General features: G+C 71.1%; 28 protein-coding genes. 18 read left to right on the top strand and 10 right to left on the bottom strand.

Features of this window, described 5'->3' with window-relative positions; genetic code table 11:
• Positions 1-44 precede the first annotated feature (44 nt).
• The 3 genes from exaC to JI742_RS12560 form a co-directional block, all read right to left on the bottom strand.
• A complete protein-coding gene (gene exaC / locus JI742_RS12570; RefSeq protein ID WP_201827374.1) occupies positions 45-1,565 on the bottom strand; it encodes an acetaldehyde dehydrogenase ExaC in 1,521 nt (506 codons plus the stop codon).
• Between the two features lie 294 nt (positions 1,566-1,859).
• On the bottom strand, positions 1,860-3,335 hold the full coding sequence (locus tag JI742_RS12565) for a heavy metal sensor histidine kinase (RefSeq protein ID WP_201827372.1): 1,476 nt from the start codon (positions 3,333-3,335) through the stop codon (positions 1,860-1,862).
• On the bottom strand, positions 3,332-4,030 hold the full coding sequence (locus JI742_RS12560) for a heavy metal response regulator transcription factor (RefSeq protein ID WP_201827370.1): 699 nt from the start codon (positions 4,028-4,030) through the stop codon (positions 3,332-3,334). The genes JI742_RS12565 and JI742_RS12560 overlap by 4 nt, the downstream gene beginning before the upstream one ends.
• 138 nt (positions 4,031-4,168) lie before the next feature.
• Between JI742_RS12560 and JI742_RS12555 the strand changes: the two genes are divergently transcribed.
• Positions 4,169-4,648: a hypothetical protein gene (locus JI742_RS12555; RefSeq protein ID WP_201827367.1), complete on the top strand. Its 480-nt coding sequence runs from the start codon at positions 4,169-4,171 to the stop codon at positions 4,646-4,648.
• Positions 4,649-5,228: 580 nt separating this feature from the next.
• Positions 5,229-5,699 (top strand): DUF4148 domain-containing protein, encoded by a 471-nt coding sequence (locus JI742_RS12545; protein ID WP_201827363.1) that lies wholly within the window; start codon positions 5,229-5,231, stop codon positions 5,697-5,699.
• A 57-nt stretch (positions 5,700-5,756) separates the two neighbouring features.
• Here JI742_RS12545 and JI742_RS12540 read toward each other — a convergent pair whose 3' ends face one another.
• From JI742_RS12540 to lysS, 3 genes are read right to left on the bottom strand one after another with little or no spacing between them, the layout of a single operon-like run.
• Positions 5,757-6,389, bottom strand: coding sequence for an exopolysaccharide biosynthesis protein (locus JI742_RS12540; RefSeq protein ID WP_201827361.1), 633 nt, complete (start codon positions 6,387-6,389; stop codon positions 5,757-5,759).
• A 54-nt stretch (positions 6,390-6,443) separates the two neighbouring features.
• A complete protein-coding gene (locus JI742_RS12535) occupies positions 6,444-7,031 on the bottom strand; it encodes a pyridoxamine 5'-phosphate oxidase family protein (protein WP_350309680.1) in 588 nt (195 codons plus the stop codon).
• A gap of 22 nt (positions 7,032-7,053) precedes the next feature.
• Positions 7,054-8,592, bottom strand: a complete 1,539-nt coding sequence (gene lysS / locus JI742_RS12530; protein WP_201827359.1) for a lysine--tRNA ligase — start codon at positions 8,590-8,592, stop codon at positions 7,054-7,056.
• 229 nt (positions 8,593-8,821) lie between these two features.
• Here lysS and JI742_RS12525 point away from each other — a divergent pair, with 229 nt between their 5' ends.
• Both JI742_RS12525 and JI742_RS12520 read left to right on the top strand, forming a co-directional pair.
• A complete protein-coding gene (locus tag JI742_RS12525) occupies positions 8,822-10,123 on the top strand; it encodes a nucleotide sugar dehydrogenase (RefSeq protein ID WP_201827356.1) in 1,302 nt (433 codons plus the stop codon).
• Between the two features lie 29 nt (positions 10,124-10,152).
• A complete protein-coding gene (locus JI742_RS12520; RefSeq protein ID WP_201827354.1) occupies positions 10,153-11,229 on the top strand; it encodes a Gfo/Idh/MocA family protein in 1,077 nt (358 codons plus the stop codon).
• A gap of 54 nt (positions 11,230-11,283) precedes the next feature.
• Here the strand turns inward: JI742_RS12520 and vapC are convergent, their stop codons facing one another.
• Entirely contained in the window at positions 11,284-11,688 is a 405-nt protein-coding gene (gene vapC / locus JI742_RS12515) for a type II toxin-antitoxin system VapC family toxin (RefSeq protein ID WP_201827353.1), read from the bottom strand.
• Complete coding sequence (locus JI742_RS12510) at positions 11,685-11,885, bottom strand: type II toxin-antitoxin system VapB family antitoxin (RefSeq protein ID WP_201827351.1); 201 nt, start codon at positions 11,883-11,885, stop codon at positions 11,685-11,687. Before JI742_RS12510 ends, vapC begins: the two co-directional genes overlap by 4 nt.
• A 220-nt stretch (positions 11,886-12,105) precedes the next feature.
• On the opposite strand from JI742_RS12510, the gene JI742_RS12505 reads away from it, so the two are divergent.
• The 9 genes from JI742_RS12505 to JI742_RS12465 are packed head-to-tail and all read left to right on the top strand — an operon-like array spanning position 12,106 to position 18,619.
• Positions 12,106-12,342, top strand: coding sequence for an AbrB/MazE/SpoVT family DNA-binding domain-containing protein (locus JI742_RS12505; protein WP_201827349.1), 237 nt, complete (start codon positions 12,106-12,108; stop codon positions 12,340-12,342).
• Positions 12,335-12,745: a PIN domain-containing protein gene (locus JI742_RS12500; RefSeq protein ID WP_201827347.1), complete on the top strand. Its 411-nt coding sequence runs from the start codon at positions 12,335-12,337 to the stop codon at positions 12,743-12,745. The genes JI742_RS12505 and JI742_RS12500 overlap by 8 nt, the downstream gene beginning before the upstream one ends.
• Before the next feature lie 2 nt (positions 12,746-12,747).
• Positions 12,748-13,353, top strand: a complete 606-nt coding sequence (locus JI742_RS12495) for an acyltransferase (protein ID WP_201827345.1) — start codon at positions 12,748-12,750, stop codon at positions 13,351-13,353.
• A gap of 14 nt (positions 13,354-13,367) precedes the next feature.
• Complete coding sequence (locus JI742_RS12490) at positions 13,368-14,504, top strand: DegT/DnrJ/EryC1/StrS family aminotransferase (protein WP_201827342.1); 1,137 nt, start codon at positions 13,368-13,370, stop codon at positions 14,502-14,504.
• The gene (locus tag JI742_RS12485) at positions 14,501-15,313 is read left to right on the top strand and encodes a class I SAM-dependent methyltransferase (protein ID WP_201827340.1); all 813 of its coding nucleotides are present in this window, start codon (positions 14,501-14,503) and stop codon (positions 15,311-15,313) included. The genes JI742_RS12490 and JI742_RS12485 overlap by 4 nt, the downstream gene beginning before the upstream one ends.
• A 6-nt stretch (positions 15,314-15,319) precedes the next feature.
• Positions 15,320-16,627 (top strand): MATE family efflux transporter, encoded by a 1,308-nt coding sequence (locus JI742_RS12480; RefSeq protein WP_201827338.1) that lies wholly within the window; start codon positions 15,320-15,322, stop codon positions 16,625-16,627.
• Positions 16,624-17,211, top strand: coding sequence for an acyltransferase (locus JI742_RS12475; protein WP_201827336.1), 588 nt, complete (start codon positions 16,624-16,626; stop codon positions 17,209-17,211). The genes JI742_RS12480 and JI742_RS12475 overlap by 4 nt, the downstream gene beginning before the upstream one ends.
• 5 nt (positions 17,212-17,216) lie before the next feature.
• Positions 17,217-18,257, top strand: coding sequence for a glycosyltransferase (locus JI742_RS12470; protein WP_201827979.1), 1,041 nt, complete (start codon positions 17,217-17,219; stop codon positions 18,255-18,257).
• An 8-nt stretch (positions 18,258-18,265) separates the two neighbouring features.
• The gene (locus JI742_RS12465) at positions 18,266-18,619 is read left to right on the top strand and encodes a UDP-N-acetylglucosamine 2-epimerase (protein ID WP_350309679.1); all 354 of its coding nucleotides are present in this window, start codon (positions 18,266-18,268) and stop codon (positions 18,617-18,619) included.
• Between the two features lie 57 nt (positions 18,620-18,676).
• Here the strand turns inward: JI742_RS12465 and JI742_RS12460 are convergent, their stop codons facing one another.
• Both JI742_RS12460 and JI742_RS12455 read right to left on the bottom strand, forming a co-directional pair.
• Positions 18,677-19,090 carry a type II toxin-antitoxin system VapC family toxin gene (locus JI742_RS12460; RefSeq protein WP_201827334.1) on the bottom strand — a complete coding sequence of 138 codons (414 nt, stop codon included), beginning with the start codon at positions 19,088-19,090 and terminating at the stop codon, positions 18,677-18,679.
• Positions 19,087-19,350 carry an antitoxin gene (locus tag JI742_RS12455; RefSeq protein ID WP_201827332.1) on the bottom strand — a complete coding sequence of 88 codons (264 nt, stop codon included), beginning with the start codon at positions 19,348-19,350 and terminating at the stop codon, positions 19,087-19,089. The genes JI742_RS12460 and JI742_RS12455 overlap by 4 nt, the downstream gene beginning before the upstream one ends.
• A 281-nt stretch (positions 19,351-19,631) precedes the next feature.
• On the opposite strand from JI742_RS12455, the gene JI742_RS12450 reads away from it, so the two are divergent.
• From JI742_RS12450 to JI742_RS12430, 5 genes are all read left to right on the top strand, one after another.
• Positions 19,632-19,901, top strand: coding sequence for a hypothetical protein (locus JI742_RS12450; protein ID WP_201827331.1), 270 nt, complete (start codon positions 19,632-19,634; stop codon positions 19,899-19,901).
• Complete coding sequence (locus JI742_RS12445) at positions 19,898-20,698, top strand: ATPase (RefSeq protein ID WP_201827330.1); 801 nt, start codon at positions 19,898-19,900, stop codon at positions 20,696-20,698. Before JI742_RS12450 ends, JI742_RS12445 begins: the two co-directional genes overlap by 4 nt.
• On the top strand, positions 20,695-21,948 hold the full coding sequence (locus JI742_RS12440; RefSeq protein WP_201827329.1) for a glycosyltransferase family 4 protein: 1,254 nt from the start codon (positions 20,695-20,697) through the stop codon (positions 21,946-21,948). The genes JI742_RS12445 and JI742_RS12440 overlap by 4 nt, the downstream gene beginning before the upstream one ends.
• Positions 21,949-21,978: 30 nt before the next feature.
• Positions 21,979-22,704, top strand: coding sequence for a methyltransferase domain-containing protein (locus JI742_RS12435; RefSeq protein ID WP_201827328.1), 726 nt, complete (start codon positions 21,979-21,981; stop codon positions 22,702-22,704).
• A gap of 101 nt (positions 22,705-22,805) precedes the next feature.
• Entirely contained in the window at positions 22,806-24,146 is a 1,341-nt protein-coding gene (locus JI742_RS12430; protein WP_201827327.1) for a UDP-glucose dehydrogenase family protein, read from the top strand.
• Positions 24,147-24,150: the final 4 nt, after the last annotated feature.

The raw sequence follows: 24,150 nt of genomic DNA, 5'->3' as shown, positions 1-24,150 counted from the left end.
AGGCCCCCGTCCCCTCACCGGTTCACTGCCGATCGTCGGGACGATCAGAAGAAGCCGAGCTTGCTCTCGCTGGTGCTGACCAGCAGGTTCTTGGTCTGCTGGTAGTGGTCCAGCATCATCTTGTGGGTCTCGCGGCCGATGCCCGACTGCTTGTAGCCGCCGAAGGCCGCATGCGCCGGGTAGGCGTGGTAGCAGTTGGTCCACACGCGGCCCGCCTTCAGGGCGCGGCCCATGCGGTAGGCGACATTGCCGTTGCGGCTCCACACGCCGGCGCCCAGGCCGTAGAGCGTGTCGTTGCCGATCTCGACGGCTTCGGCTTCGGTCTTGAAGGTGGTCACGGCCAGCACGGGGCCGAAGATCTCCTCCTGGAAGATGCGCATCTTGTTGTGGCCCTTGAAGACGGTCGGCTCGATGTAGTAGCCGCCTTCCAGCTCGCCACCCAGGATCTTGCGATGGCCGCCGACCAGCAGCTCGGCACCTTCCTCGCGGCCCAGTTGCAAGTAGGAGCTGATCTTGCTGACCTGTTCCTGCGAGGCCTGGGCGCCCAGCATGGTCTCGGTGTCCAGCGGGTTGCCCTGCTTGATGGCCTTGATGCGGTCCACGCAGCGGGCCATGAACTCGTCATAGATCGATTCGTGAATGATCGCGCGCGAGGGGCAGGTGCAGACCTCGCCCTGGTTGAAGGCGAACAGCACCAGGCCTTCGATGGCCTTGTCCAGGAAGCCGTCGTCGGCCGCGGCCACGTCCGCGAAGAAGATGTTGGGTGACTTGCCGCCCAGCTCCAGCGTCGCCGGGATCAGGTTGTTCGCCGCGGCCTGGCCGATCAGTCGGCCGGTGGAGGTGGAACCGGTGAAGGCGATCTTGGCGATGCGGGTGCTGGTGGCCAGGGGGTGGCCGGCCTCGCGGCCGTAGCCGTTGACGATGTTCAGCACGCCGGCCGGCAGCAGGTCAGCGATCAGCTCGGCCAGGACCAGAATGGAGATCGGGGTCGACTCGGCCGGCTTGAGCACCACGCAGTTGCCGGCGGCCAGGGCCGGGGCCAGCTTCCACGCTGCCATCAGGATGGGGAAGTTCCAGGGAATGATCTGGCCGACCACGCCCAGGGGCTCATGGAAGTGGTAGGCGATCGTGGTTTCGTCGATCTCGCTGATCGAGCCTTCCTGCGCGCGCAGGCAGCCGGCGAAGTAGCGGAAGTGATCGGCCGAGAGCGGGATGTCCGCATTCAGCGTCTCGCGCATCGGCTTGCCGTTGTCCACCGTCTCGGCATAGGCCAGCTTTTCCAGGTTGGCATCGATGCGGTCGGCGATCTGCAGCAGGATGTTGGCGCGCACGGCCGGGGCGGTCTTGCCCCACTTCTCGGCGGCGGCATGGGCCGCGTCCAGGGCCAGGTCCACGTCGGCGGCATTGGAGCGGGCCACCTTGGTGTAGGGCTTGCCGGTGATCGGGGTGATCACGTCGAAGTACTGGCCGCTCAGCGGGGCCTTCCACTGGCCGCCGATGAAGTTGTCGTACTGCGGCTTGTACTCAACCTTGGCGCCGGGGGTGTTGGGGTAGGCGTAGAGCATGCGAGGTCTCCTCGGATCGTGGATGGATGATGAAGTCGACCGCCTATGCAGCGCGGGGTCTGCCGGTCGTTGGAGAACAGTGCGCAGGGCGCGTGCCAAGCCGCCACACAGGCACCATCCTGCGGGTTCACCCTGGGGTCATGCCCCCTTCATGTGCCCTCGGTCGGCACGGTCCGGCGGCCCCGGGCTGCATGCCGACCGCGCTTGCTCCCGGATGGGACGCCTCGCGCAAAGGCCTTTCCCGGCCCCTGCCTCGGACTGGCGCAGCGGCCCGCGCGACGCGGGCCTGAAAACTCATGCATCCATCTGCATATCGTGGAGCGGCCATTCCAGGCCCACGCTCAGGCCCTGAGCCTCGGCCTCGGCAAACACCACCCCGCCGTGCATGTGCGCCACCGCCTGCACGATGGCCAGGCCCAGGCCATAACCCTCGCGCTGCGAGCGGGCCGCATCCCCGCGCACGAAGCGGTGGAACATCCGCGCCCGCAGCGCCTCGGGCGGCGGCGTGCCCGGGTTGAGCACGTCCAGCCGCAGGCGGCCCAGCGGCCCCGGCCCGGCTCGCCAGCGGGCCCGCAGCAGCACCTCGCTGCCCGGCGCGCTGTGCGCGATGCCATTGCTCAGCAGATTGCACAGCGCCCGCTGCAGCAGCGCCGGATTGGCATGCAGCGGCGGGGCGCCGGCCGCTTGCAGGGCCGGGTCCACCGTGATGCGCAGCCTCACCCGGGCGGCGTCGGCCAGGGCCTCGACGAAGTCGGTGCAGTGGCTCAGCTCGCGCTCCAGGCTCAGGGGCTGAGCCTGCGCGGCCTGCACCCGGTCGCCGCGGTCGGCGCGGGCCAGGAAGAGCATGTCCTTGACCAGGCCGCCCAGCTCCTCCAGCACTTCGAGCTGGGTGCCCAGGGCCTCGCGCAGCTCCTCGGTCGAGCGGGTGCCGGCCAGCATCACCTGGCCGCCGTTGATCAGGGTGGCCAGGGGCGTGCGCAGCTCATGGGCCACGTCGGCATTGAAGGTTTCGAGCTGACGGTAGGCCGCCTCGCGGCGCTCCAGCACGCCGTTGAAGGCCTGGGCGAGGGCATCGAGGCCGGGGTCGCCATGCCGCTCGGGCAGGCGCTGGCCCTGGGCGGTGGGCGCCAGCGCGGCGCTGGCACGCGCCAGGCGACGCAGCGGCCGCAGGCCGCGCCAAGAGGCCAGCCCGCCCAGCAGCACGGTGGCCAGCAGCCCGGCCAGGCCCAGGCCTAGCAACTGCCGCAGGTGGCCGGCCAGCAGGGCCTCGCGCGGACGGCCGTCCAGGGCGACCACGATCTCGCCCACGCCCAGGCCGACGCCGTCGCGCGGGTTCAGGCTCAGGTCCAGGCCGCTGGCATGCGGCATGGGCATGGGCAGCGGCAGCCGCAGGGCCTGCATCAGCACGCCGTCGTCGCGCCGCACCTGGCATTGGCCGTCGGGCTGGTCGGTTTCCACCAGCTCGGGCTTGCCCGGGCCGCCGTGCAGGGGCTGGCCGCTTGCGTCCAGCAGCCACATGCGCAGGCGGCCGTGGCCGAGCAGCAAGGTGTCCAGCTCGCCGCCCAGGGCGGTCAGGTAGGGGTCGCGGGCGCGTGCCTGCTCGATCTTCTGCCGCAGCAGCTCGGCCCGGCTCACCAGCTCGACACGGTCCAGCTCGTGCAGCGTGGTCTCCAGCGTGTGCTGGAAGGCCCAGCCCATGGCCAGCATCACCAGGCTGACGATCAGGCCCAGCGTCAGCGTCAGCCGGCGCGCCATCGAGGGCCGCTTCATCGCGGATCCGCCGCGGTGCGCGACTCCAGCACATAGCCCATGCCCCGCACGGTGTGCACCAGCGGCTCGCCGAAGGGCTCGTCCACCTTGGCGCGCAGGCGCCGCACGGCCACGTCGACGATGTTGGTGTCGCTGTCGAAGTGCATGTCCCAGACCTGCTCGGCCAGCAGGGTGCGCGACAGCACCTCGCCCTGACGCCGCATCAGCAGCGAGAGCAGGGCGAACTCCTTGGCCGTCAGGTCGATGCGCTGGCCGCCCCGCTCGGCCCGGCGCTTGAGCAGGTCCAGCCGCAGATCGCCGGCCAGCAGCTCGGTCGGCGCCCGGCCCGGGCCGCCCTTGCCACCCCGCCGCAGCAGGGCCTGGATGCGCGCCAGCAGCTCCGAAAAGGCGAAGGGCTTGACCAGGTAGTCGTCCGCCCCGCCCTGCAGGCCGCGCACGCGGTCCTCCACTGCGTCGCGGGCGGTCAGCATCAGCACCGGCGTCTGGCGCTTCTCGCGCAGCGCAGCCAGCACGCCGAAGCCGTCCAGGCCGGGCAGCATCACGTCGAGCAGGATCAGGTCGTAATCGCCCTCTAGCGCCAGGTGGCGGCCGTCGATGCCGTTGTGTGCGCGGTCGACGATGCCGCCCTGCTCGCGCAGGCCCTTGTGCAGGTAGTCGCCCAGTCGGGGCTCGTCTTCAATCAGCAGGATGCGCATGGGGCAAGTCTCGCAAGGCCGTGGATGACAACTTGGTCATCTGGGCGCCCGATTCCTGACGGGGTCCGATCGTCACAGTACGTTCCATGCACTCGACACGGAGTCGGTGCAGAACCCCCCCCGAAACAGGAGCTTGTCATGACCCCCCGCACCGCCACCCCCCGTACCGCCCGCACCGCCCGTGCCACCCTCAAGGGCCTCGTCGCCAGCCTCGGCCTGCTCGCCCTGGCCGGTGTCGCCCAGGCCGCCGGCATCCACGGCGTCAGCCACGACGGTTTCATCGACCAGGGCGATCACCTCGTCTTCGTCGGCCTGCCGCAGGCTGGCGAAGCCGCTAAGACCCGCGCCCAGGTCGGCACCGAGCTGCAAGCCGCCCGCGCCAAGCCGGTGCTGCAAGACGGCTGGCGCCAGGAAGGCGACAGCCTGCGCTTCGTCGGCATCTACCCGGCCGGCAGCGCCAGCAAGAGCCGCATGGCCGTGCTCGACGAACTGCGCGCCTGGAAGTCCAACCCCGTGCATGCGGACGGCTGGGTGAGCCTGGGCGACAGCGTGAGCTTCCAGGGCGTGGCCACCGAGTTCAAGCTGAGCGCGATGCCGGCGGAAACGGTGCAGCGTTGATCCGCAGCCCCGGGGGCCGGGCCGCGAAGGCGGCGCCGCCCCCCGGACTGCGGCGCTTCATCCGAACAGGCGGCTCAGGCCCTCGGCCCCCAGCCAGAACACGCCGCCGATGCAGACCCTGCCCGTCAGCAAGACGGCGCAGCCCGCGATCCCCGCCGCGCGGATCACGACCGCCCGGCCACGACGGTGCCGCCATGGCGCCGCAGCCCCCCGCCACCGCCACCCGCCCCGATGCGGGCGCGCCCGTTTCGGTGTCCAGACGATGGTCATGCGGCCGATCGGAAGGGCCTTCCGAAGCGCGGCTCCATCCCCTGACCCCTGTTGCCTCGTCTGCCGCGCCGGCATCCAGCGCGGCGGGCGCAGCGCTGTGCGGGGTCCGGGCAGCTTGAGCGGGGCCTTGCAGCCCGAGCGGCCCGAGCGCTCGGATCGCCCCATCCCCTGGCAGCGCGCAACGCAGATCGTGGATGACAACTTGGTCATCTGGGCGCCCGATTCCTGACGGGGTCCGATCGTCACAGTACGTTCCATGCACTCGACACGGAGTCGGTGCAGAACCCCCCCCCCGAAACAGGAGCTTGTCATGACCCCCCGCACCGCCACCCCCCGCACTGCCCGCACCACCCTCAAGGGCCTCGTCGCCAGCCTCGGCCTGCTCGCCCTGGCCGGTGCCGCCCAGGCCGCCGGCATCCACGGCGTCAGCCACGATGGTTTCATCGACCAGGGCGATCACCTCGTCTTCGTCGGCCTGCCGCAGGCTGGCGAAGCTGCCAAGACCCGCGCCCAGGTCGGCACCGAGCTGCAAGCCGCCCGCGCCAAGCCGGTGCTGCAAGACGGCTGGCGCCAAGAAGGCGACAGCCTGCGCTTTGTCGGCATCTACCCGGCCGGCAGCGCCAGCAAGAGCCGCATGGCCGTGCTCGACGAACTGCGCGCCTGGAAGTCCAACCCCGTGCATGCGGACGGCTGGGTGAGCCTGGGCGACAGCGTGAGCTTCCAGGGCGTGGCCACCGAGTTCAAGCTGAGCGCGATGCCGGCGGAAACGGTGCAGCGTTGATCCGCAGCCCCGGGGGCCGGGCCGCGAAGGCGGCGCCGCCCCCTGGACTGCGGCGCTTCAGCCGAACAGGCGGCTCAGGCCCTCGGCCCCCAGCCAGAACACGCCGCCGATGTAGACCATGCCCGTCAGCGAGACGAGGTAGCCGGCGATCACCGCCGCGCCGTCCTCCTCGATCATGCCCAGCGCCACCAGCAGGATGCCCCAGGCCGGGAAGGTGTTGGACAGCGGAATCGGCAGCGGCAGCATGAACACCGCCGCGCTGATCACGATGGCCAGGCCATTGACCCGCTGCATCAGCGCCGGCCGCACCATGCCGCCCAGGCGCGGATGGACCAGCTTCTCCAGCCAGCCAGCGATCTTCAGGCCGATCTGGATCACCTTCTGAAGCGCGGCAAACCCCACCTCCACCTTCATCAGCCGCGCTGGCAGCCAGGGCGGCTGGCGCAGCGCGATGCGCAGACCCAGCAGCAGCATCACCAGGCCGAAGGGCGTGGACATGCCCGGCGGCGTCACCGGCTGGCAGAAGGGCAGGGCCATGAAGATGATCAGGATGTTGAAGCCCCGGTCCTTGAGCACGTCGACGATCTGCGCGACGCTCATCGGCGCGCCGGCCGCACGGTCCAGCACCCGGCGCAGGTCGTCGGACAGGGTCGGAACCGGCTCGGCGGCCGGGTGGGAGGCAGGGCTCATGAAATCCGTCTTCGAGAACAGGGAAGGGGGGTGGCCGGGCGGGCAGGCGCAGCCTCAGGCTTGCAGCCAGCAGGCATCGTGCCCGTCGAAGCGGGCGCGGCGATGACCGTCGCGATGCAGCTCCAGCCAGTCGATTTCAAGCACCTCGGCCTCCAGCGCGGCGAACTGCGCGCGGTCCTCGGCCAGCAGGGCGGGCGCGGTCCCGTCCAGCGGCTCGCCCGGCGCGCGTGCCGACAGGTAGTCGCTCGCGCTGGGCGAAAGCTTGACCCGCGCCCAGCGCGACGCCAGCGCCAGGCCGCGGGTGTGCAGCGTCACCCGCAGCTTCAGCCGCACTTGCCAGTGCAGGCGCGGCGACCAGGCCAGCAGGGTGGCCCGCGGCTGGCGCGCCAGGTGCGCGATCTTGGCCGCGCGGGCATCGCTGTAGACCCACAGGCGCCGGGTGGCCGCCTCCACCTCGCGCAGCACCAGGGTGCGCGCCTCGGGCAGGCCCTGGGCATCGACGGTGGCCAGCACCGGCGTGCGCCAGGCATGGTGGCGGTCGTGGCAGGCGCGGGCGAGCTGCTGCCAGATCGCCGCCTCGATGGCCGGCAGCTCCGCCAGCCGGGGCGGCTGGGGGTCGGCGGCCGGCGGCTCGGCGCTCACGTCGCGGCGGCGGCGGCCGGGCTCAGGCCTGCTCCCGGCGCAGGGCCGGGAAGAGCAGCACGTCGCGGATGCTTGGCGAATCGGTGAGCAGCATCATCACCCGGTCGATGCCGATGCCGCAGCCGCCGGTGGGCGGCATGCCGTGCTCCAGCGCGCGCACATAGTCGGCGTCGAAGAACATGGCCTCGTCGTCGCCCGAATCCTTGGCCTCGACCTGGCCCTGGAAGCGCGCGGCCTGCTCCTCGGGGTCGTTCAGCTCGGAGAAGCCATTGGCCATCTCGCGGCCGGTGATGTAGAGCTCGAAGCGCTCGGTCACCTCGGGCCGCGTGTCGCTGGCGCGGGCCAGGGGCGAGATCTCGGTCGGGTGCTCCATGATGAAGGTCGGCTGCCAGAGCTTGTCCTCCACCGCCTCTTCAAAGTAGGCCACTTGCAGCGCGGCCAGGCTCTTGGCCGAGAGGCGGTGCTTGGCTTCGCTCAGGCCCAGGCGCAGCAGCTCGCCGCGCAGCCAGCCGGCATCGTCCACCCGCTCGCCGGCCTCGGTGTGGGCCAGGATGGCCTCGCGGATCGTCAGCCGCGCGAAGGGCTGCGACAGGTCCACCGCGCGGCCGGCATAGCTCAGCACCTCGGTGCCCACGGCGCTGCGCGCGGCGTGGCGCAGCACCTGCTCGGTGAAGTCCATCAGGTCCTGGTGGTTCCAGTAGGCCGCATAGAACTCCATCATCGTGAACTCGGGGTTGTGGCGGACGCTGATCCCCTCGTTGCGGAAGTTGCGGTTGATCTCGAACACCCGCTCGAAGCCGCCGACGATCAGGCGCTTCAGGTACAGCTCCGGCGCAATGCGCAGGTACATCTGCTGGTCCAGCGCGTTGTGGTGGGTGACGAAGGGCTTGGCATTCGCGCCGCCGGGGATGGGGTGCAGCATCGGCGTCTCCACCTCCAGGAAGGCATGGTCCACCATGAAGCTGCGGATCGCCGACACGGCCTTGCTGCGCGCGGTGAAGCGCGCCCGCGCCTCGGCATCGGTGATCAGGTCCACATAGCGCTGGCGGTACTTCTGCTCCTGGTCGGTCATGCCGTGGAACTTGTCCGGCAGCGGCCGCAGGCTCTTGACCAGCAGGCGCACCGACGTGGCCTTCACCGTCAGCTCGCCGGTCTTGGTGCGGAACAGCGTGCCCTCGCAAGCCAGGATGTCACCCAGGTCCCAGTGCTTGAAGGCGGCCAGGGTCTCGGCGCCCACCGCGTCCTGCGTCACATAGATCTGGAGCCGCCCGGCCGTCGGGCCGGCCGAGCCGTCTTGCAGCGTCGCGAAGCAGGCCTTGCCCATCACCCGCTTGAGCATCATCCGGCCGGCGATCGCCACCGTCTCGGGCGCGGCGTCCAGCGTCTCGCCGCTCACCTCGGCCAGGCGGGTGTGCAGCTCGCCCGCGGCATGGCTGGGCTTGAAGTCATTGGGAAAGGCGATGCCCTGGCTGCGCAGCGCCGCCAGTTTCTCGCGGCGCTCGGCGATGAGCTGGTTCTCGTCGACGGCGGCGGGGGCGGGGGCGGATTGGGGTTCGCTCATGGGGGCTTTCGGATCGGCGCGCGCGCCGGTCGGCAGGACGGGCGCGGCTCGGGGCCGCAGTGCGGCGCTGCGGCGCTGCGGCAGAACGCGCGATTTTAGGCGGCCCGCCCCGCGCGGCCGGCCGGGCCGGGCGGGGCCGCGGCCGGGCGCGGGGGGCGCCCGCGGCCCCGGGTCCGCCCGGGGCCGGGGCGGGAGCGAATCCCGCAGACCGGCTTCCTAGAATCCCTGGATGACTTCACATGCATCCGACCCCCGCACGCTCGCCGTCGTCGGCCTGGGCTACGTTGGCCTGCCGGTGGCGGTGGCCTTCGGCCAGCACCGCCCGGTGGTCGGTTTCGACATCAACACCCGCCGCATCGCGCAGCTCCGGGCCGGGCAGGACGTGACCGGTGAAGTCGAGCCCGCGCGCCTGCAAGCCGCCGCCATCCGCTACACCGCCGACCCGGCGGACCTGAAGGCCTGCGACTTCTTCATCGTCGCCGTGCCCACCCCGGTGGACGGCGCCAACAAGCCCGACCTGCGCCCGCTGCTGGCCGCCTCGCGCAGCGTGGGCGGGGTGCTCAAGCGCGGCGACATCGTCGTCTTCGAATCGACCGTCTACCCCGGCGCCACCGAGGACGACTGCGTGCCCGTGCTGGAAGCCGCCTCGGGCCTCAAGCACGGCGTCGACTTCTTCTGCGGCTACAGCCCCGAGCGCATCAACCCCGGCGACCGCGAGCACACCTTCGAGACCATCCGCAAGATCGTCTCCGCCTGCGACGAGGCCACGCTGGACGTGGTGGCCGCCGTCTATGCCAGCGTGGTCAAGGCCGGTGTGCACCGCGCCAGCAGCATCAAGGTGGCCGAGGCCGCCAAGGTGATCGAGAACACCCAGCGCGACCTGAACATCGCGCTGATGAACGAGCTGTCGGTCATCTTCGCCCGCCTGGGCATCGACACCGCCGAGGTGCTGGCCGCCGCCGGCAGCAAGTGGAACTTCCTGCCCTTCCGGCCCGGCCTGGTCGGCGGCCACTGCATCGGCGTCGATCCGTATTACCTGACCCACAAGGCCGAGGCCGCCGGCTACATCCCCCAGGTCATCCTGGCCGGCCGGCGCATCAACGACAACATGGGCCGCTACGTGGCCCGCAACCTGATCAAGCGCATGCTCAAGGCCGGCCTGGACGTGCCGCGCTGCACCGTGGGCGTGCTGGGCGTCACCTTCAAGGAGAACTGCCCCGACACCCGCAACAGCAAGGTCATCGACCTGATCCGCGAGCTGCAAGAGCACGGCACCACCGTGGTGGTGGCCGATCCCGAGGCGGATCCGCACGATCTGGCCGAGGAATACGGCCTGCAACTCGGCACCATCAGCCCCCAGCAGCCCGTCGATGCCCTGGTCGTGGCCGTCGCCCACACCGCCTACCGCCAGATGCCGGCTGCCGAGCTGCGCGCCCTGCTGCGCGGCCCCGCGCCCCTCGTGGCCGATGTGAAGTCCCTGTTCGACCGGCACGAACTGGCGGCCCTGGGCTGCACGGTCTTCCGCCTCTGATGCCCTGGCCCCCTGCCGACCCCGCCCCCATGAGCCCCACTTCCCCCGCGCCGGTGCCCCTGCCCATCACCGACCGCCGCATCCGCCTGGCCCTGGTCGGCTGCGGCCGCATCGCCCAGAGCCACTTCAAGGCCCTGGCCGAGCATGCCGCGCGGGCCGAGTGGGTGGATGTTTGCGACCCCGTGCCCGAAGCCCTGGCCCGCGCCGTGGCCACCACCGGCGCCCGCGGCCATGCCAGCTTGGCCGGCCTGCTGGCCACCACCGACGCCGACCTCGTCGTGCTCACCACCCCCAGCGGCCTGCATCCGCAGCAGGCCATGGCCTGCGCCGCCGCCGGCCGCCATGTGCTCACCGAAAAGCCCATGGCCACCCGCTGGGAAGACGGCCAGGCGATGGTGCGCGCCTGCCGGGATGCGGGCGTCAAGCTCTTCGTCGTCAAGCAGAACCGGCTCAACCCCACCTTGCAGCGCCTGAAGCGCGCGATTGCCCAGAAGCGCTTCGGCCGCATCCACCTCGTCACCGTCAACGTCTTCTGGACCCGGCCGCAGAGCTATTACGACGACGCCCCCTGGCGCGGCTGCTGGGACCTGGACGGCGGCGCCTTCATGAACCAGGCCAGCCACTATGTGGACATGGTCGACTGGCTGGTCGGCCCGGTCGACAACGTGCATGCCTACACCGCCACCCTGGGCCGCGACATCGAGGCCGAGGACACCGGCGTCATGAGCCTGCGCCTGCGCGCCGGCGGCCTGGCCAGCATCAACGTCACCATGCTCACCCACCCCAAGAACTTCGAGGGCAGCATCACCGTGCTGGGCGAGCGCGGCACCGTGCGCATCGGCGGCGTGGCCGTCAACGAGGTGCAGCACTGGCAGTTTGACGAGCCCCACGCCGACGACGACAGCGTCGCCCAGGCCAGCTACGACACCGCATCCGTCTACGGCCCCGGCCACCCGCTGTACTACGACAACGTGCTGCGCACCCTGCGCGGCGAGGCCCGCGCCGAGGTGGATGGCCGCGAAGGCCTGCGCTCGCTGGAGGTGCTGATCGCCGCCTACCGCAGCGCCCGCGACGGGGTGCGGGTGGGGTTGCCGCTGGTGTTCTGAGCCCGGCCCTCCCGCCCTGAACCGGAGCCCTCCATGTCCACCCTGGCCGAACCCTCAGGATCCGGAAGGCAGCAGCCGACGCAGCCCCAAATGCTGGGCGAAGGGGGCGTAGTCCCGGTCGTCGTCCAGCAGCGTCCAGCCCTCGGCGATGCAGCGGGTGGCGATCAGGCAGTCGATCGTGCGGCGCACCGTGTGGCCCCGCGCGCGCAGGCTGCGGAAATGCTGCGCCGCTTGAAGCGCGATGTCCGCCCCACCCAGCGTGCGGCACTCGAAGCGCGCAAGCAGCTCTCTGGCGCGCCGGAAGTCCGCCTCCCGGTCGAAGCCCTGCAGCACCTCCGCCAGGATCAGGTCGCCCATCAGCAGCGGCTGCACGCCCAGCAGACCGTCCAGCGCATCGGTCTGCGGCGTGACGGTGCCGCGGAAGTAGTCCACCCAGACGCTGGAATCGACCAGGATCATGTCGGTCGCGGCTCCCGCAGCGCCTGCACGTCCGCAGCCGTATCCAGCTTGCCCCGCCAGGCCCGCAGCTCGGCCTGCTTGCGAAGTTGCAGCAGGGTGCGCAGGCCCAGTTCCACGGCCTCACGCTTGGTCTTGATGCCCGTCACGCGCAGCGTCTCGGCCATCAGCGCTTCGTCAATCACGATGTTGGTTCGCATGGGTGTGTATCCTTTGCAAAGATCATACACATCACCCCTGGCTGGCGCCAAGCCTCGAATCGCATGCCAACGTGCTGCCGTATTGCTGACAGGCGGCGCGCAGGGCCTGTCGGGCCTGCTGCACCGCACCGGCCGGGCTGCCGCGGGTGTCTTGATGCACGTGCCCCTGACCGATGGGGCCAAGATAGACAATCGCCGTCTCGTATATCCAGGAGGATCCATGCAAGTCGCGAAATGGGGCAACAGCTTGGCGGTGCGCCTGCCGGCGGGTCTGGTGGAGGCGCTGGATCTGAAGGCCGGCGACCACATCGAAATCCAGATCGTCGGGGAGCGCCGGCTCGAAGTCGAGAAAGCGCGCTCCCCCCTCGAATTGCTGGAGCGCCTGCGTCGTTTGCGGGGGCGCTTGCCCGCGGACATCAAGTTCGACCGGCTGGAGGCGCACGAAGGCCGTGGCTGAGCAAGCCTTTCTGGACACCAACGTCCTGCTCTACCTCCTGTCGGCCGATCTGCATAAAGCGGAGCGGGCCGAGTCGCTGGTGGGCCAGGGCGGCTGGATCAGCGTCCAGGTGCTCAACGAATTCGCATCCGTCGCCTCGCGCAAATACGGCCTGGGCTGGCCCGACATCCGCGAGGCCCTGGCGGCCATCCGCGCCCATTGCCAGGTGCTGCCGCTCACGCCGACGGTGCATGACCGTGGGCTGGACCTGCTCGACGCGCACAGCCTGTCGGTGTACGACGCCATGATCGTGGCCGCTGCGCTGGAAGCCGAGTGCCGCACCCTCTGGACCGAAGACATGCAGCACGGCCGGGTGGTCGATCAGCAACTGACCCTGCGCAACCCCTTCCTGGCGCCCGCCTGAGCATGACCCCGCCCCCCTGGATCCACCCCAGCGCCCTCGTCGACGAAGGCGCCCAGCTCGGTCCCGGCACCAAGGTCTGGCACTTCAGCCATGTCTGCGCCGGGGCGCGTATCGGCGCCGATTGCTCGCTGGGCCAGGGCGTGTTCGTGGGCAATGACGTCCTCATCGGCCGCGGCGTCAAGATCCAGAACAACGTCTCCGTCTATGACGCGGTGACGCTGGAGGACGAAGTCTTCTGCGGCCCCAGCATGGTCTTCACCAACGTCTTCAACCCGCGTGCGGCCGTGGTGCGCAAGCACGACTACCGCCGCACCCTGGTCAAGCGCGGCGCCAGCCTGGGCGCCAACTGCACCGTGGTCTGCGGCCACACCATCGGCGCCTGGGCTTTCATCGGCGCGGGCGCCGTCGTCAGCCGCGACGTGCCCGACTTCGCCCTCATGGCCGGCGTGCCCGCCCGCCGCATCGGCTGGATGAGCCGCCACGGCGAACGCCTGTCCCTGCCCGCCCGCGCGCCCGAAGGCCAGATGCTCGAAGCCGCCTGCCCCGCCACCGGCGAGCGCTACCGCCTGCAGGGCGAGGCCCTCCGCCTGCTCGACCCTGCCGCCTGAGGCCTGCCCCCGCCATGCAATTCATCGACCTCAAGCGCCAGTACGCCGCCCTCAAGCCCGCCATCGATGCGCGCATCCAGCGCGTGCTGGACCACGGCCAATACATCATGGGCCCCGAGGTGGCCGAGCTGGAAGCCGCCCTGGCTGCCTTCACCGGCCGCAAGCACGCCATCACCGTGGCCAGCGGCACCGAGGCCCTGCTCATCGCCCTCATGGCCCTGGGCGTCCAGGCGGGCGACGAAGTCATCACCACGCCCTTCACCTTCGTGGCCACCGCCGAAGTCATCGTCCTGCTCGGCGCCACGCCCGTCTTCGTCGACATCGAGCCCGACACCTGCAACCTGGACGTGCGCCAGGTCGAGGCCCGCATCACCCCCCGCACCAAGGCCATCCTGCCCGTCAGCCTGTATGGCCAGGTGCCCGACATGGACGAGCTGCTGGCCCTGGCCGCGCGCCACGGCCTGCCCGTGGTGGAAGACGCCGCCCAGAGCTTCGGCGCCCGCTACCAGGGCCGGCCCAGCGGCAGCTTCGGCGCCTTCGGCTGCACCAGCTTCTTCCCTAGCAAGCCCCTGGGCTGCTACGGCGACGGCGGCGCCCTCTTCACCGACGACGACGCCCTGGCCCAGGCCGCCCGCGAGATCCGCGTGCACGGCCAGAGCCGCCGCTACCACCACAGCCGCCTGGGCGTGGGCGGGCGCATGGACACCCTGCAATGCGCCATCGTCCTGGCCAAGCTCGACCGCTTCGCCTGGGAGCTTGAACGCCGCCAGACCCTGGGCGCCCGCTACACCGCCCTGCTGAGCGCCACCGGCCTGCCCCAGACCGGCCAGCTCGGCCTGCCCACCGTGCGCCCCGACCGCGACTGCGTCTGGGCGCAATACACCGTGCGCATCCCCAGCACCCGCGGCCCCGGCCGCGAAGCCGTGCAGGCCGCCCTGCAAGCCCAGGGCATCCCCACCGCCGTGCACTACCCCGTGCCCCTGCACCACCAGCCCGCCTACGCCGCCCTGTGCTGCCCCGAGTGCTGCCCCGAAAGCCTGCGCGCCGGCCGGGAGGTGATGAGCCTGCCGATGGGGCCGGACCTGACGGAGGAAGAGCAGGGGAGGGTGGTGGAGGCGCTGCGTGGCTGTCTCGAAGAGGCGCACGCATGAGCTTCCGGCGCTGCCTTGTGTGCGCCCACGATGCACCGCAGCTTGCCTTCGAGAAGGACGCCCATCCCATCGTGAGCTGCCCGTCTTGCGGCATGACCTATGTCGGCGCGGACCCGGCCCGCATCGATTTCGCCGCGCTCTACGGCGAGAGCTACTACACCGGCGGCAGCGACGCCGTCTTTGCCGACTATGTGGGCCAGCAGGCGCTGCGCCGCGCGCATGCACGCCGCAAGCTCGCGCTGCTGCGCCATCTGCCGCCGCGGCTGCCGCGCAGCGGGCGGCTGCTCGATGTCGGCTGTGCGGCCGGCTTCTTCCTGGCCGAGGCCCGTGCGCACTACGAGGTGCAGGGTGTCGAGCTGTCCGAATGGAGTTCGCAGTTCGCCCGCGAGCAGCTCGATCTTCCGGTCCGCACCGGCACCTTGCAGGATGCGGCCTTCCCCGGCGAGCACTTCGACATCGTCACCCTCTGGGATGTGATCGAGCATGTGCCCGAGCCGCTTGCCCTGCTGCAGGAGGTCGCGCGCGTGCTGCGCCCCGGCGGACGCGTGGTGCTGACCACCGGCGACTGGGGCAGCGCCTATGCGCAGGCGCGCGGCGCCGACTGGCATCTGATGACGCCGCCCTGGCACCTGAGCTTCTTCAGCCGCGACACGCTGGCCGAAAGCGCGAGGCGCGCGGGGCTGAAGGTGATCGGCTGGCGCAGCGAAGGGGTGGGCGGCGACGGGCCCTTCTGGCGCAGCCGGCCCGGCCTGCTGCTGACCCGGCTGCTCGACCGCGGGGACATCGTTCGCCTCACCCTGGGCAAGTGATCCGCCATGGACCCGGTGGCCCGTGGGACCCTGATCAATTTCTCGACCCGTGTCCTGTCGGTGGCGGCTCTGCTGGGCTTGACTGCCCTCAGCGCCCGGATGGGCACCGAGGTGCAGGGGGCCTTCGCCCTGTTCACCAGCGCCGAAGGCGTGCTGATCGCCCTGCTTTCCGGCTTCGGCGTCGCCCTGGCCCGCCAGGCCTCGCAGGGTGGGGCGCGGCAGGCGGCGCCCCTGGCCGGGGCCATCGTGCTGGCCTGCCTGCTGGCCGGGCTGGTCGCCGGCGCGCTGCTGGCCGGGCTGGCCTGGACCGGTCCCGAGGCCTACGGCATGTTCATCTGGCTGGCCCTGGCCGCCCCCCTGCTGCTGCTGGGCCCCAGCCTGGGCGGCCTGTGGCTGGGCACGGGGCGCATGGGGCCGCTGGCGGCCCAGAGCCTGCTGCCCCCCCTGATCGCCCTGGCTGTGCTGGGCGGGGCCAGCCTTGTTTGGCCCGGTCAGGTCGGCCTCGGCCTGCTGATTGCCACCTGGCTGCTGGCCAAGGTGCTGGTCAGCCTGGGGGTGGTCGGCGTGCTGTGGCGCGGCAAGGGACTGGCCCGGCCCGATCTGCCGCGCCTGCGGGCGGAATGGCCCTTCGTGCTCGCCATCGGCCTGACCAACTTGATCGGCCTGCTGAACTACCGCGTCGGCCTCTTGCTCGTCGAGCGGCAGCTCGGACTGGGCTCTGCCGGCGTGTACTCGATCGGCATCGTGGTCGCCGAGCTGCTGTGGTTCGTGTCCTCCTCGCTGACCCAGGCGGTCTATGGCCGCATCGGCACGCCGGACGGCGAGCGCGCTGCGCAGCTCACCGTGCGCACGGCCCAACTGTCCTGGGCGGCGCTGCTGGTCTGCATGCTGCCGCTGGGCCTGCTGGCGACGGTGCTGGTCCCGCGCGTGCTCGGCCCGGCCTATGCCGACAGCCTGGAGGTGATGGCCTGGATGCTGCCCGGCGTGCTGTTGTTCGGCGGCGCGTCCTCGCTGTCGGCCTACTTCACCAACCATGCCGGCCGGCCGCAGGTGGCCGCCCGGGTGGCGGGGCTGTCGCTGGGGCTCAATGTGCTGCTGTCGATGCTGCTGATCCCGGCCCTGGGCATGCGCGGTGCGGCGCTGGCGACTTCGCTGTCCTATGCGATCAGCGTGCTCTACCTGGGCTGGCTCTTCGTTCGCCATGCCGGGTTGCCGCTGTCGGACCTGTGGTGGCCGGGCGCGCCACTGAGGCAGGATTTGCGGACGGTGGCCGCGCTTCTCGGCCGCTGGCTGCCCAGGAGGAAGGCTTCGTGAAGCGCTTGATCAACCGCGTCTGGCGGGCCCTGGTGGCGCCGCGCATGGTCTACGGCTGGCGCCATCCGCGCGACGGACGCTGGCTGGCCCACACCCGCATCAGCACGGCCACCCGGATCGAGCAGCCCGAACAGCTCGACCTCGGCGATCACGTCTACATCGGCCCCTTCAACCTGCTCGATGCCTCGGGCGGCCTGCACATCGGCGAGGGCTGCCAGATCACCACCCATTGCGCGCTGCTCAGCCATTCCAGCCACCAGGCCCTGCGCCTGGCCGGACGGGCCTACTGGGGCCATCCGCAGCCGCCGGGCTTCGTGCGCGATGCCGTGCAGGTGGGCGCCTACACCTTCATCGGGCCGCACAGCACGGTCATGCCGGGCAGCCGGATCGGGCGCGGCGTGCTGGTGCGGGCCTACAGCTATGTGAGCGGCGAGGTGCCGGACTTCGCCATCGTCGCCGGCCAGCCGGCCCGCGTGGTGGGCGACACCCGCGACGGCGATCGGGCCTGGCTGGCGGACCATCCCGAGTGGCGCGCGGCCTACCTCGCGTGGGCGGAATCGCCCGAGGCGGGGCCGCAGCCGTGAGGCCGATGCGCCTGGTGCTCTTCGGCGACGGCGAAAGCCCGCACCTGCTGAAGTGGGCGCGCGCCCTGGCCCCCCGGGTCGAGCTTTGGGCGGTCTCCTCGCGCGGCTTCCTGCCCGGCTTCGACGCCGTGCTGCCGCCCGAGCGCCGCCTGGCCCTTGCCACCCGGCCCGACGCTGCCGGCGGCAACTTCGGCCTGCTGCGCAAGCTGCCCGAACTGGCGCGGGCGCTGCGTCGCATCCGGCCGGACTGGGTGCATGCCCACTACCTCACCTCGCACGGCACGCTGGCCTGGCTGGCGACACGCGGGCTCGGGGCGCCCGGGCGGCTGGTCGGCTCGGCCTGGGGCTCGGACATCCTGCTCAGCCCGCGCCGCAGCCGGCTCATCCATGCCCTGACCCGGCGGGTGCTGGCCGCCTGCGCGCTGAGCACCAGCGATTCGCTGCACATGGCCGAGGCCATGCGCGCCATGGGCGCCGCGGAGGTGATGACCTTCCCCTTCGGCCTGGAGGCCCTGCCCCCGCCGCCGCCCGCCAAGGATGCGGGCCGTTTCTTCGCCAACCGCGGGCTGGAGCCGATCTACGCCCCCGAGCGTGTGCTCGATACCTTCACCCGCCTGGCCTGGCCGGGCAAGCAAATGCATGTCGCCAACGACGGCAGCCTGCGCGCCAGCCTGCAAGCCCAGGGCCGGGCCGAGGTGCAGTGGCTCGGCCGCCTCGACGCCGAGCGCCAGGCCACCGAGTACGCCCAGGCGCGCTGGTACCTGAGCCTGCCGACCAGCGACTCGGTGGCGGTTTCGGTGCTGGAGGCGATGGCCCATGGCTGCATCCCCATCCTCTCGGACCTGCCCGCCAACCGCGAGCTGGTGCGCGACGGCGTGAACGGCTTGATCCTCCGCGATGGCGAGCCCCTGGACCCCGCCCGCCTGGCCGCCCTGCTACCGCGCGCCGACGCCATTGCCCGGGCCAACCGGAGCTGGGTGGCGCAGCACGCGCTGTTCGCGCCCTGCGTCGAGGGCTTCGTCCGGAGGTTGCATGAGCTGGTCTGACCCGGCGCGTGCGCGCGCGGCAGGCGCAGGCCGCGCGGCTGCGGCTGATCGAGCCGGTGGGCGACTTGGACAGGGTCCAGCTTGAGCGCCATGCCGCGCTGATCGCAACCGATTCCGGCGGGGTGCAGAAGGAGGCCTTTTTCCACCGCGTGCCCTGCGTGACGCTGCGCGACGAGACGGAATGGGTGGAGTTGGTGGACGCCGGCTGGAACCGCCTGGCCCCGCCCACCTCGGCCGAGGCGGTGGCCGCCGCCCTGCACGACGCCCTGGGCACGCAGGGCCAGGCGGCGCAGCCCTATGGCGCGGGGGATGCGGCGCAGCGGATTACGGCGCGGCTGGTAGGGAGTTTGGGGGTGGCTTGATCAGGCGGCGTTGTAAGGCCGGTCGCGCCCGGACGCTTCCGCGAAGGCCCTCGGGTCTCAGCCGGCCTGAAGCCAATCCTCCAGTCGCAGACCCTCGATGCGCTGGAACTCCCGGGTGTTGTGCGTGACCAGGGTGGCGTCCTCGGCCAGGGCATGGCAAGCGATCCACAGATCGTTGGCGCCGATGGGGGTGCCGGCATCCTTCAGGCGGGTGAACTGCTCGGCGTAGTGGCGGCAGATGGCAGGCCCAGAGGGATACAGCACCTTGATCTGCCGGCTCAGGGCGTCCAGGCGCTTGAGCACCTCGGGTTTGCGGGTGCTGCGCTCCGCCCCCTTGAGGAGTTCGGCCCAGGTGATGAAGGACATGCCCAGGCGCGTGTCGTCGGCCATCTGGTCCACGCGCTGCGCCACGTGCGCAGGCTGGTTCTTGATCAGGTAGATCAGGATGTTGGTGTCGAGCAGGACGATCACAGCTCGTCGCGCTCCTGCATGGGCAGCGTGCCGGCGCGCTCGGCTTCCAGGGCGGTGACGAAGTCGGGGTCGGCAGCCTGCACGGCCCGCAAGGCATCCAGCAGCGCCGCCCCGCGATCCGTGCGCATCGGCTGGAGAACCAGTTCACCCAGATCGTTGCGCCAGATGCGCACCCGGTCCGTGTCGAGCCGCAACTCCGCCGGGATGCGAACCGCCTGGCTGTTGCCGTTGTTGAAAACCCGGGTGGTCAGGGGATCCATGATGAGCCTCGTACATCCATGAGTGTGTGTATTTTGGGCGGGCAGGGGTGGGATGGCAAGCCCGGATCGGTCGGGCTTCGATGCACAAGCCCGCGCGTGACGGCCCGCCCAGCTCGATCGAACGCCCACCGCACAATCGCCCTGCGCCCTGAATCCCCCGCATGAACCTCCTGCTCCTCAACCACTACGCCGGCGGCCCCGCCTATGGCATGGAGTTCCGCCCGCGGCCAGTCGGGAGGCCGGAACGCCTCACAATTCAGGCCCACCCTCGGAGATAAGCCATGAAGGTTCAGGGCAAGCACGCAGCCTCCCAGCTTCCTTTGCCGGACCATGAAAGCGACATCGCCGACCAGGCCTCGCGGGCCGGTCGGGCCGCCCATGAGCGTGCCCTGGCCCAGGGCCGCAAGGTGCTGATGCGTTCGGCCGAGGGCATGCTGATCGAGCGTCAGCGCCAGCAGCCTGACCGGGTGATCCGCACGCTGCCGCCGGGCACGCCGGTGCAGGTCGGGCAGGTGCTGCTGCGTCGCAAGAACCCGGGCCCGAGCCGGTGATCCGCACGCCACCGGCTCGGATGCGGGTCTTTGCCGGGCCCAACGGTTCCGGCAAAAGCACGATCAAGGATGAACTCAGGCCTGATTGGATCGGCGCCTACCTGAATGCGGATGACATGGAGCGGGCCTTGCGTGAGGGGCTGGGCATCCCGCTGCCCAATCTCGGGCTGGCGGCGCAAGGCGATGGCTTTTTGGCTGCGTTGCGGAGCGAGCTGGCGACGTCGACCTTGCTGAGTCGTCACGGTCTTGCTGAGGTGGCCGGCGTCCTGACCCTCGACTCGCAGGATCATCTCCAGGTGCCGGCTTCCGCCGTGAATGCCTATGTGGCGGCGGTGCTGGCGGCTGCGCTCCGGCGGCGGCTGGTGGACCAAGGTACGTCCTTCACCTTCGAGACGGTGATGTCGTCGGACGACAAGATCGAGTTGATGCGCGATGCACGGGCGCGGGGCTACCGGGTCTATCTCTACTTCGTCGCGACCGAGGACCCTGCCATCAACATCGAACGGGTTCGGTTGCGTGTCAGCCAGGGGGGTCACGACGTGCCCGAGGACAAGGTGCGTGAGCGCTACGTCCGCTCGATCGGCTTGCTGGATGCAGCCTGTCGTGCCTCGGACCGGGCTTACGTCTTCGACAACTCCGGCGAGGCGCACCGGTTGATCGCCGAACTCGAAGACAGCGGCCAGCAGCTTCGTCTGCATGCGGACCGTCTGCCAGCCTGGCTGGAACGCAGCAGCCTGTGGGATGCGTTCAGGCCGGATCGACCGGATCCCCCCGCACCTTCGGCAGGGGCGCGGTGAACCTCCTGCTCCTCAACCACTACGCCGGCGGCCCCGCCTATGGCATGGAGTTCCGCCCCCATCTGCTGGCGCGGGAATGGGTGAAGCGGGGCCACCGGGTGCAGGTGCTGGGCGCGGGCTTTGCGCATGTGCGCGCGGTGCAGCCGCTGGCGCCGGAGGCCCGCACGCCGCGCGACGAGGTGGTCGATGGGGTGCAGTTCCGCTGGTATCCCACGCCGGCCTATGCGGGCAACGGCCTGGGCCGGGTGCGCAACATCGCGGCCTTCCTGGCGGCGGTGGCGCGCGACGGGCGGCGGCTGGTCGAGAGCTTCCGGCCCGATGCGGTGATTGCGTCGAGCACCTACCCGATGGATTTCTGGCTGGCCCGGCATCTGGCGCGGCGGGCGGGGGCGCGGCTGGTCTTCGAGCTGCACGACCTGTGGCCGGCCTCGCTGGTGGAGCTGTCGGGCATGTCGCCCTGGCATCCCTTCGCCCAGCTTTGCGGCTGGGCCGAGCGCAGCGCCTGCCGGGGGGCGGATGTCTATGTGTCCATGCTGCCCAAGGTGCACGAGCATGTGGCCGCGCGGGGCCTGGACCTGCGGCGCCTGCACATCGTGCCCAACGGCATCAGCGCGGCGGACTGGGCGGCCGAGCCACCGCCGCTGCGCGCCGACTTGGCCGCCTGGCTGGCCGAGGCGCGTGCGGCGGGCGCGGCGGTGATGGGCTATGCCGGCTCGATGGGCGAGCCCAATGCGCTGGACACCCTGCTGGATGCCGCCGCCCTGCTGCGCGGGCAGGCGCTGCGCCTGCTGATCGTGGGCGACGGGCATGAGCGCGAGCGCCTGGTGCGCCGCATCGCCGACGAGGGCCTGGCGCCTCAGGTGCACTGGGCGCCGCCCGTGCCCAAGGCGATGATGCCCTCGCTGCTGGCCGGCCTGGACCTGGCCTACCTGGGCTGGCGCCGGCAGCCGCTCTATCGCTACGGCATCGCGCCCAACAAGCTGATGGACTACATGATGGCCGCCCGCCCGGTGCTGCATGCGGTGGAGGCCGGCAACGACCCGGTGGCCGAGGCCGGCTGCGGCCTGACCGTGGCGCCCGAATCGCCCCAGGCGGTGGCCGAGGGCGCCCGCCGCCTGCTGGCCCTGCCGGCCGCCGAGCGCGCCCGCCTGGGCGCCGCCGGCCGCGCCCATGTGCTGGCGCATCATGAATGGGGCGTGCTGGCGCAGCGTTTTCTGGAGGCGCTGGCCGCGCCGCCCCGCGCGGCCTGAGTCCGCCGTCCCTGCAAACCGAGTGTCCGGATGAGCCCGAACCCCTCCCCTGAGGAAACCGCCCGCGTGGTGGAACGCTATGCCCGCCGGCCGGCGCTGGACGGCCGCTACAGCCTGCTGCGGCCCGAGGTGATGCATGCGGTGCAGGAGCGCCAGCGCGCCCTGGCCGGCCTGCTGCGCGAAGCCGCGCGGCGCGACCCGCGCTGGGCCGATCTGACCGCCCTGCGCCTGACCGAGGTGGGCTGCGGCAACGGCGGCAACCTGCTGGAGCTGCTGCGCCTGGGCCTGCGGCCCGAGCACCTGACCGCGCTGGAGCTGCTGCCCGAGCGCGCCGCCAGCGCCCGCGATGTGCTGCCGGCCGGGCTGGCGGTGATCGAGGGCGATGCCTGCATCGCGCCCGTCGAGCCCGGCAGCCAGGATCTGGTGCTGGCTTCCACCGTGTTCAGTTCCTTGCTCGATGCGGCTTTCCAGCAGCGCCTGGCCGATGCGATGTGGCGCTGGCTGCGGCCGGGCGGGGCGGTGCTCTGCTACGACTTCGCCTTCGACAACCCGCGCAACCCGGACGTGCGCGGCGTGCCGGTGGCGCGGCTGCGCCAGCTCTGGCCCGAAGCCCGCCTGAGCGTGCGCCGGGTGACGCTGGCCCCGCCCCTCGCACGCCGCCTGCCGGCGCCGCTGCTGCCCCTGTTCAATGCCCTGCCGCTGCTGCGCACGCACCGGCTGGTGTGGCTGGCGCGTCCCGATCTGCGGGGGAACTGAGACATCTGGACATCGGCCCGCAGCTTGCATGGCGATACAGTCCCATCCGCCCGCCGTCCGCACGCGCCGGGCAGCTCCCACCCCCTTCTCACGAAAACCACATGAAGATCACTGTCGTCGGCACCGGTTATGTCGGTCTGGTCACCGGGGCCTGTCTGGCCGAAATGGGCAACCATGTGGTTTGCCTGGATCTCGACGCCCGCAAGATTGAAATCCTTAACACCGGCGGGATTCCCATCCATGAACCCGGCCTGCTGGAGGTGGTGCAGCGCAATGTGAAGGGTGGCCGTTTGCAGTTCACGACCGATGTGGATGCGGCGGTGGCGCATGGCACGGTGCAGTTCATCGCGGTGGGCACGCCGCCGGACGAGGACGGCTCGGCCGACCTGAAGTACGTGCTGGCGGCGGCCCGCGCCATCGGCGAGCGCATGACCGACTACAAGGTCATCGTCGACAAGAGCACGGTGCCGGTGGGCACGGCCGACAAGGTGCAGGCGGCGGTGGCCGAGGCCCTAGCGGCGCGCGGCGAGGCGATGGAGTTCTCGGTGGTGTCCAACCCCGAGTTCCTGAAGGAAGGCGCGGCGGTCGAGGACTTCATGCGGCCGGACCGCATCATCGTCGGCGCCGAGGACGAGCGCGCCATCCTGCTGATGCGCTCGATCTACGCCCCCTTCGTGCGCAACCGCGACCGCCTGCTGGTGATGGACCTGCGCAGCGCCGAGTTCACCAAGTACGCGGCCAATGCCATGCTGGCCACGCGCATCAGCTTCATGAACGAGTTGTCGCGCCTGGCCGAGCGGGTGGGCGCCGACATCGAATGGGTGCGCCAGGGCATCGGCAGCGATCCGCGCATCGGCACCCAGTTCCTCTACCCCGGTGCGGGCTACGGCGGCTCCTGCTTCCCCAAGGATGTGAAGGCCCTGGTGCGCAGCGGCGCCGAGGTGGGCCTGAACCTGGGCGTGCTGGAGGCGGTGGAAGCCGCCAACGAGCGCCAGAAGCAGGTGCTGGTCGAGAAGGTGGTGGCGCGCTTCGGCGCCGACCTGGCCGGCCGCCGCTTCGCGATGTGGGGTCTGGCCTTCAAGCCCGGCACCGACGACATGCGCGAGGCGCCGAGCCGCGTGATCGTGGCCGAGCTGACGGCCCGCGGCGCCGAGGTGGTGGCCTATGACCCGGTCGCGATGGACGAGGCCCAGCGCGTGATGCCCGGCCAGGCCGGCCTGCGCTATGCGGCCAGCGCGCCCGAGGCCCTGCCGGGCGCGGATGCGCTGCTGATCGTGACCGAGTGGAAGGAATTCCGCAGCCCGGACTTCGACGCGATCCGCGCCCAGCTCAAGCAGCCGCTGGTCTTTGACGGCCGCAACCTCTTCGAGCCGGCCGACATGGCCCGGCTGGGCATCGAGTACCACGCCATCGGCCGCCCGGCGCCCCAGCGCGCCGGCTGAGACT

Origin of the sequence: Piscinibacter lacus, assembly GCF_016735685.1 — a bacterium.
Taxonomy (GTDB): Bacteria; Pseudomonadota; Gammaproteobacteria; order Burkholderiales; family Burkholderiaceae_C; genus Aquariibacter; species Aquariibacter lacus.
The sequence above is the reverse complement of the archived record's forward strand: the minus strand, read 5'-3'. Positions and strand labels throughout refer to the sequence as shown.

Bases quoted from the DNA above. Each gene is read 5' to 3' on its own strand.
- JI742_RS12430 (WP_201827327.1), top strand. From the start codon at position 22,806: ATGAAGATCACTGTCGTCGGCACCGGTTATGTCGGTCTGGTCACCGGG.
- JI742_RS12450 (WP_201827331.1), top strand. From the start codon at position 19,632: ATGAAGGTTCAGGGCAAGCACGCAGCCTCCCAGCTTCCTTTGCCGGAC.
- JI742_RS12540 (WP_201827361.1), bottom strand. From the start codon at position 6,389: ATGAGCCCTGCCTCCCACCCGGCCGCCGAGCCGGTTCCGACCCTGTCC.
- JI742_RS12505 (WP_201827349.1), top strand. From the start codon at position 12,106: ATGCAAGTCGCGAAATGGGGCAACAGCTTGGCGGTGCGCCTGCCGGCG.
- JI742_RS12485 (WP_201827340.1), top strand. From the start codon at position 14,501: ATGAGCTTCCGGCGCTGCCTTGTGTGCGCCCACGATGCACCGCAGCTT.
- lysS (WP_201827359.1), bottom strand. From the start codon at position 8,592: ATGAGCGAACCCCAATCCGCCCCCGCCCCCGCCGCCGTCGACGAGAAC.
- JI742_RS12520 (WP_201827354.1), top strand. From the start codon at position 10,153: ATGAGCCCCACTTCCCCCGCGCCGGTGCCCCTGCCCATCACCGACCGC.
- JI742_RS12525 (WP_201827356.1), top strand. From the start codon at position 8,822: ATGACTTCACATGCATCCGACCCCCGCACGCTCGCCGTCGTCGGCCTG.
- JI742_RS12435 (WP_201827328.1), top strand. From the start codon at position 21,979: ATGAGCCCGAACCCCTCCCCTGAGGAAACCGCCCGCGTGGTGGAACGC.
- exaC (WP_201827374.1), bottom strand. From the start codon at position 1,565: ATGCTCTACGCCTACCCCAACACCCCCGGCGCCAAGGTTGAGTACAAG.
- JI742_RS12490 (WP_201827342.1), top strand. From the start codon at position 13,368: ATGCAATTCATCGACCTCAAGCGCCAGTACGCCGCCCTCAAGCCCGCC.
- JI742_RS12495 (WP_201827345.1), top strand. From the start codon at position 12,748: ATGACCCCGCCCCCCTGGATCCACCCCAGCGCCCTCGTCGACGAAGGC.
- JI742_RS12510 (WP_201827351.1), bottom strand. From the start codon at position 11,885: ATGCGAACCAACATCGTGATTGACGAAGCGCTGATGGCCGAGACGCTG.
- vapC (WP_201827353.1), bottom strand. From the start codon at position 11,688: ATGATCCTGGTCGATTCCAGCGTCTGGGTGGACTACTTCCGCGGCACC.
- JI742_RS12565 (WP_201827372.1), bottom strand. From the start codon at position 3,335: ATGAAGCGGCCCTCGATGGCGCGCCGGCTGACGCTGACGCTGGGCCTG.
- JI742_RS12455 (WP_201827332.1), bottom strand. From the start codon at position 19,350: ATGGATCCCCTGACCACCCGGGTTTTCAACAACGGCAACAGCCAGGCG.
- JI742_RS12470 (WP_201827979.1), top strand. From the start codon at position 17,217: ATGCGCCTGGTGCTCTTCGGCGACGGCGAAAGCCCGCACCTGCTGAAG.
- JI742_RS12480 (WP_201827338.1), top strand. From the start codon at position 15,320: ATGGACCCGGTGGCCCGTGGGACCCTGATCAATTTCTCGACCCGTGTC.
- JI742_RS12555 (WP_201827367.1), top strand. From the start codon at position 4,169: ATGACCCCCCGCACCGCCACCCCCCGTACCGCCCGCACCGCCCGTGCC.
- JI742_RS12560 (WP_201827370.1), bottom strand. From the start codon at position 4,030: ATGCGCATCCTGCTGATTGAAGACGAGCCCCGACTGGGCGACTACCTG.
- JI742_RS12545 (WP_201827363.1), top strand. From the start codon at position 5,229: ATGACCCCCCGCACCGCCACCCCCCGCACTGCCCGCACCACCCTCAAG.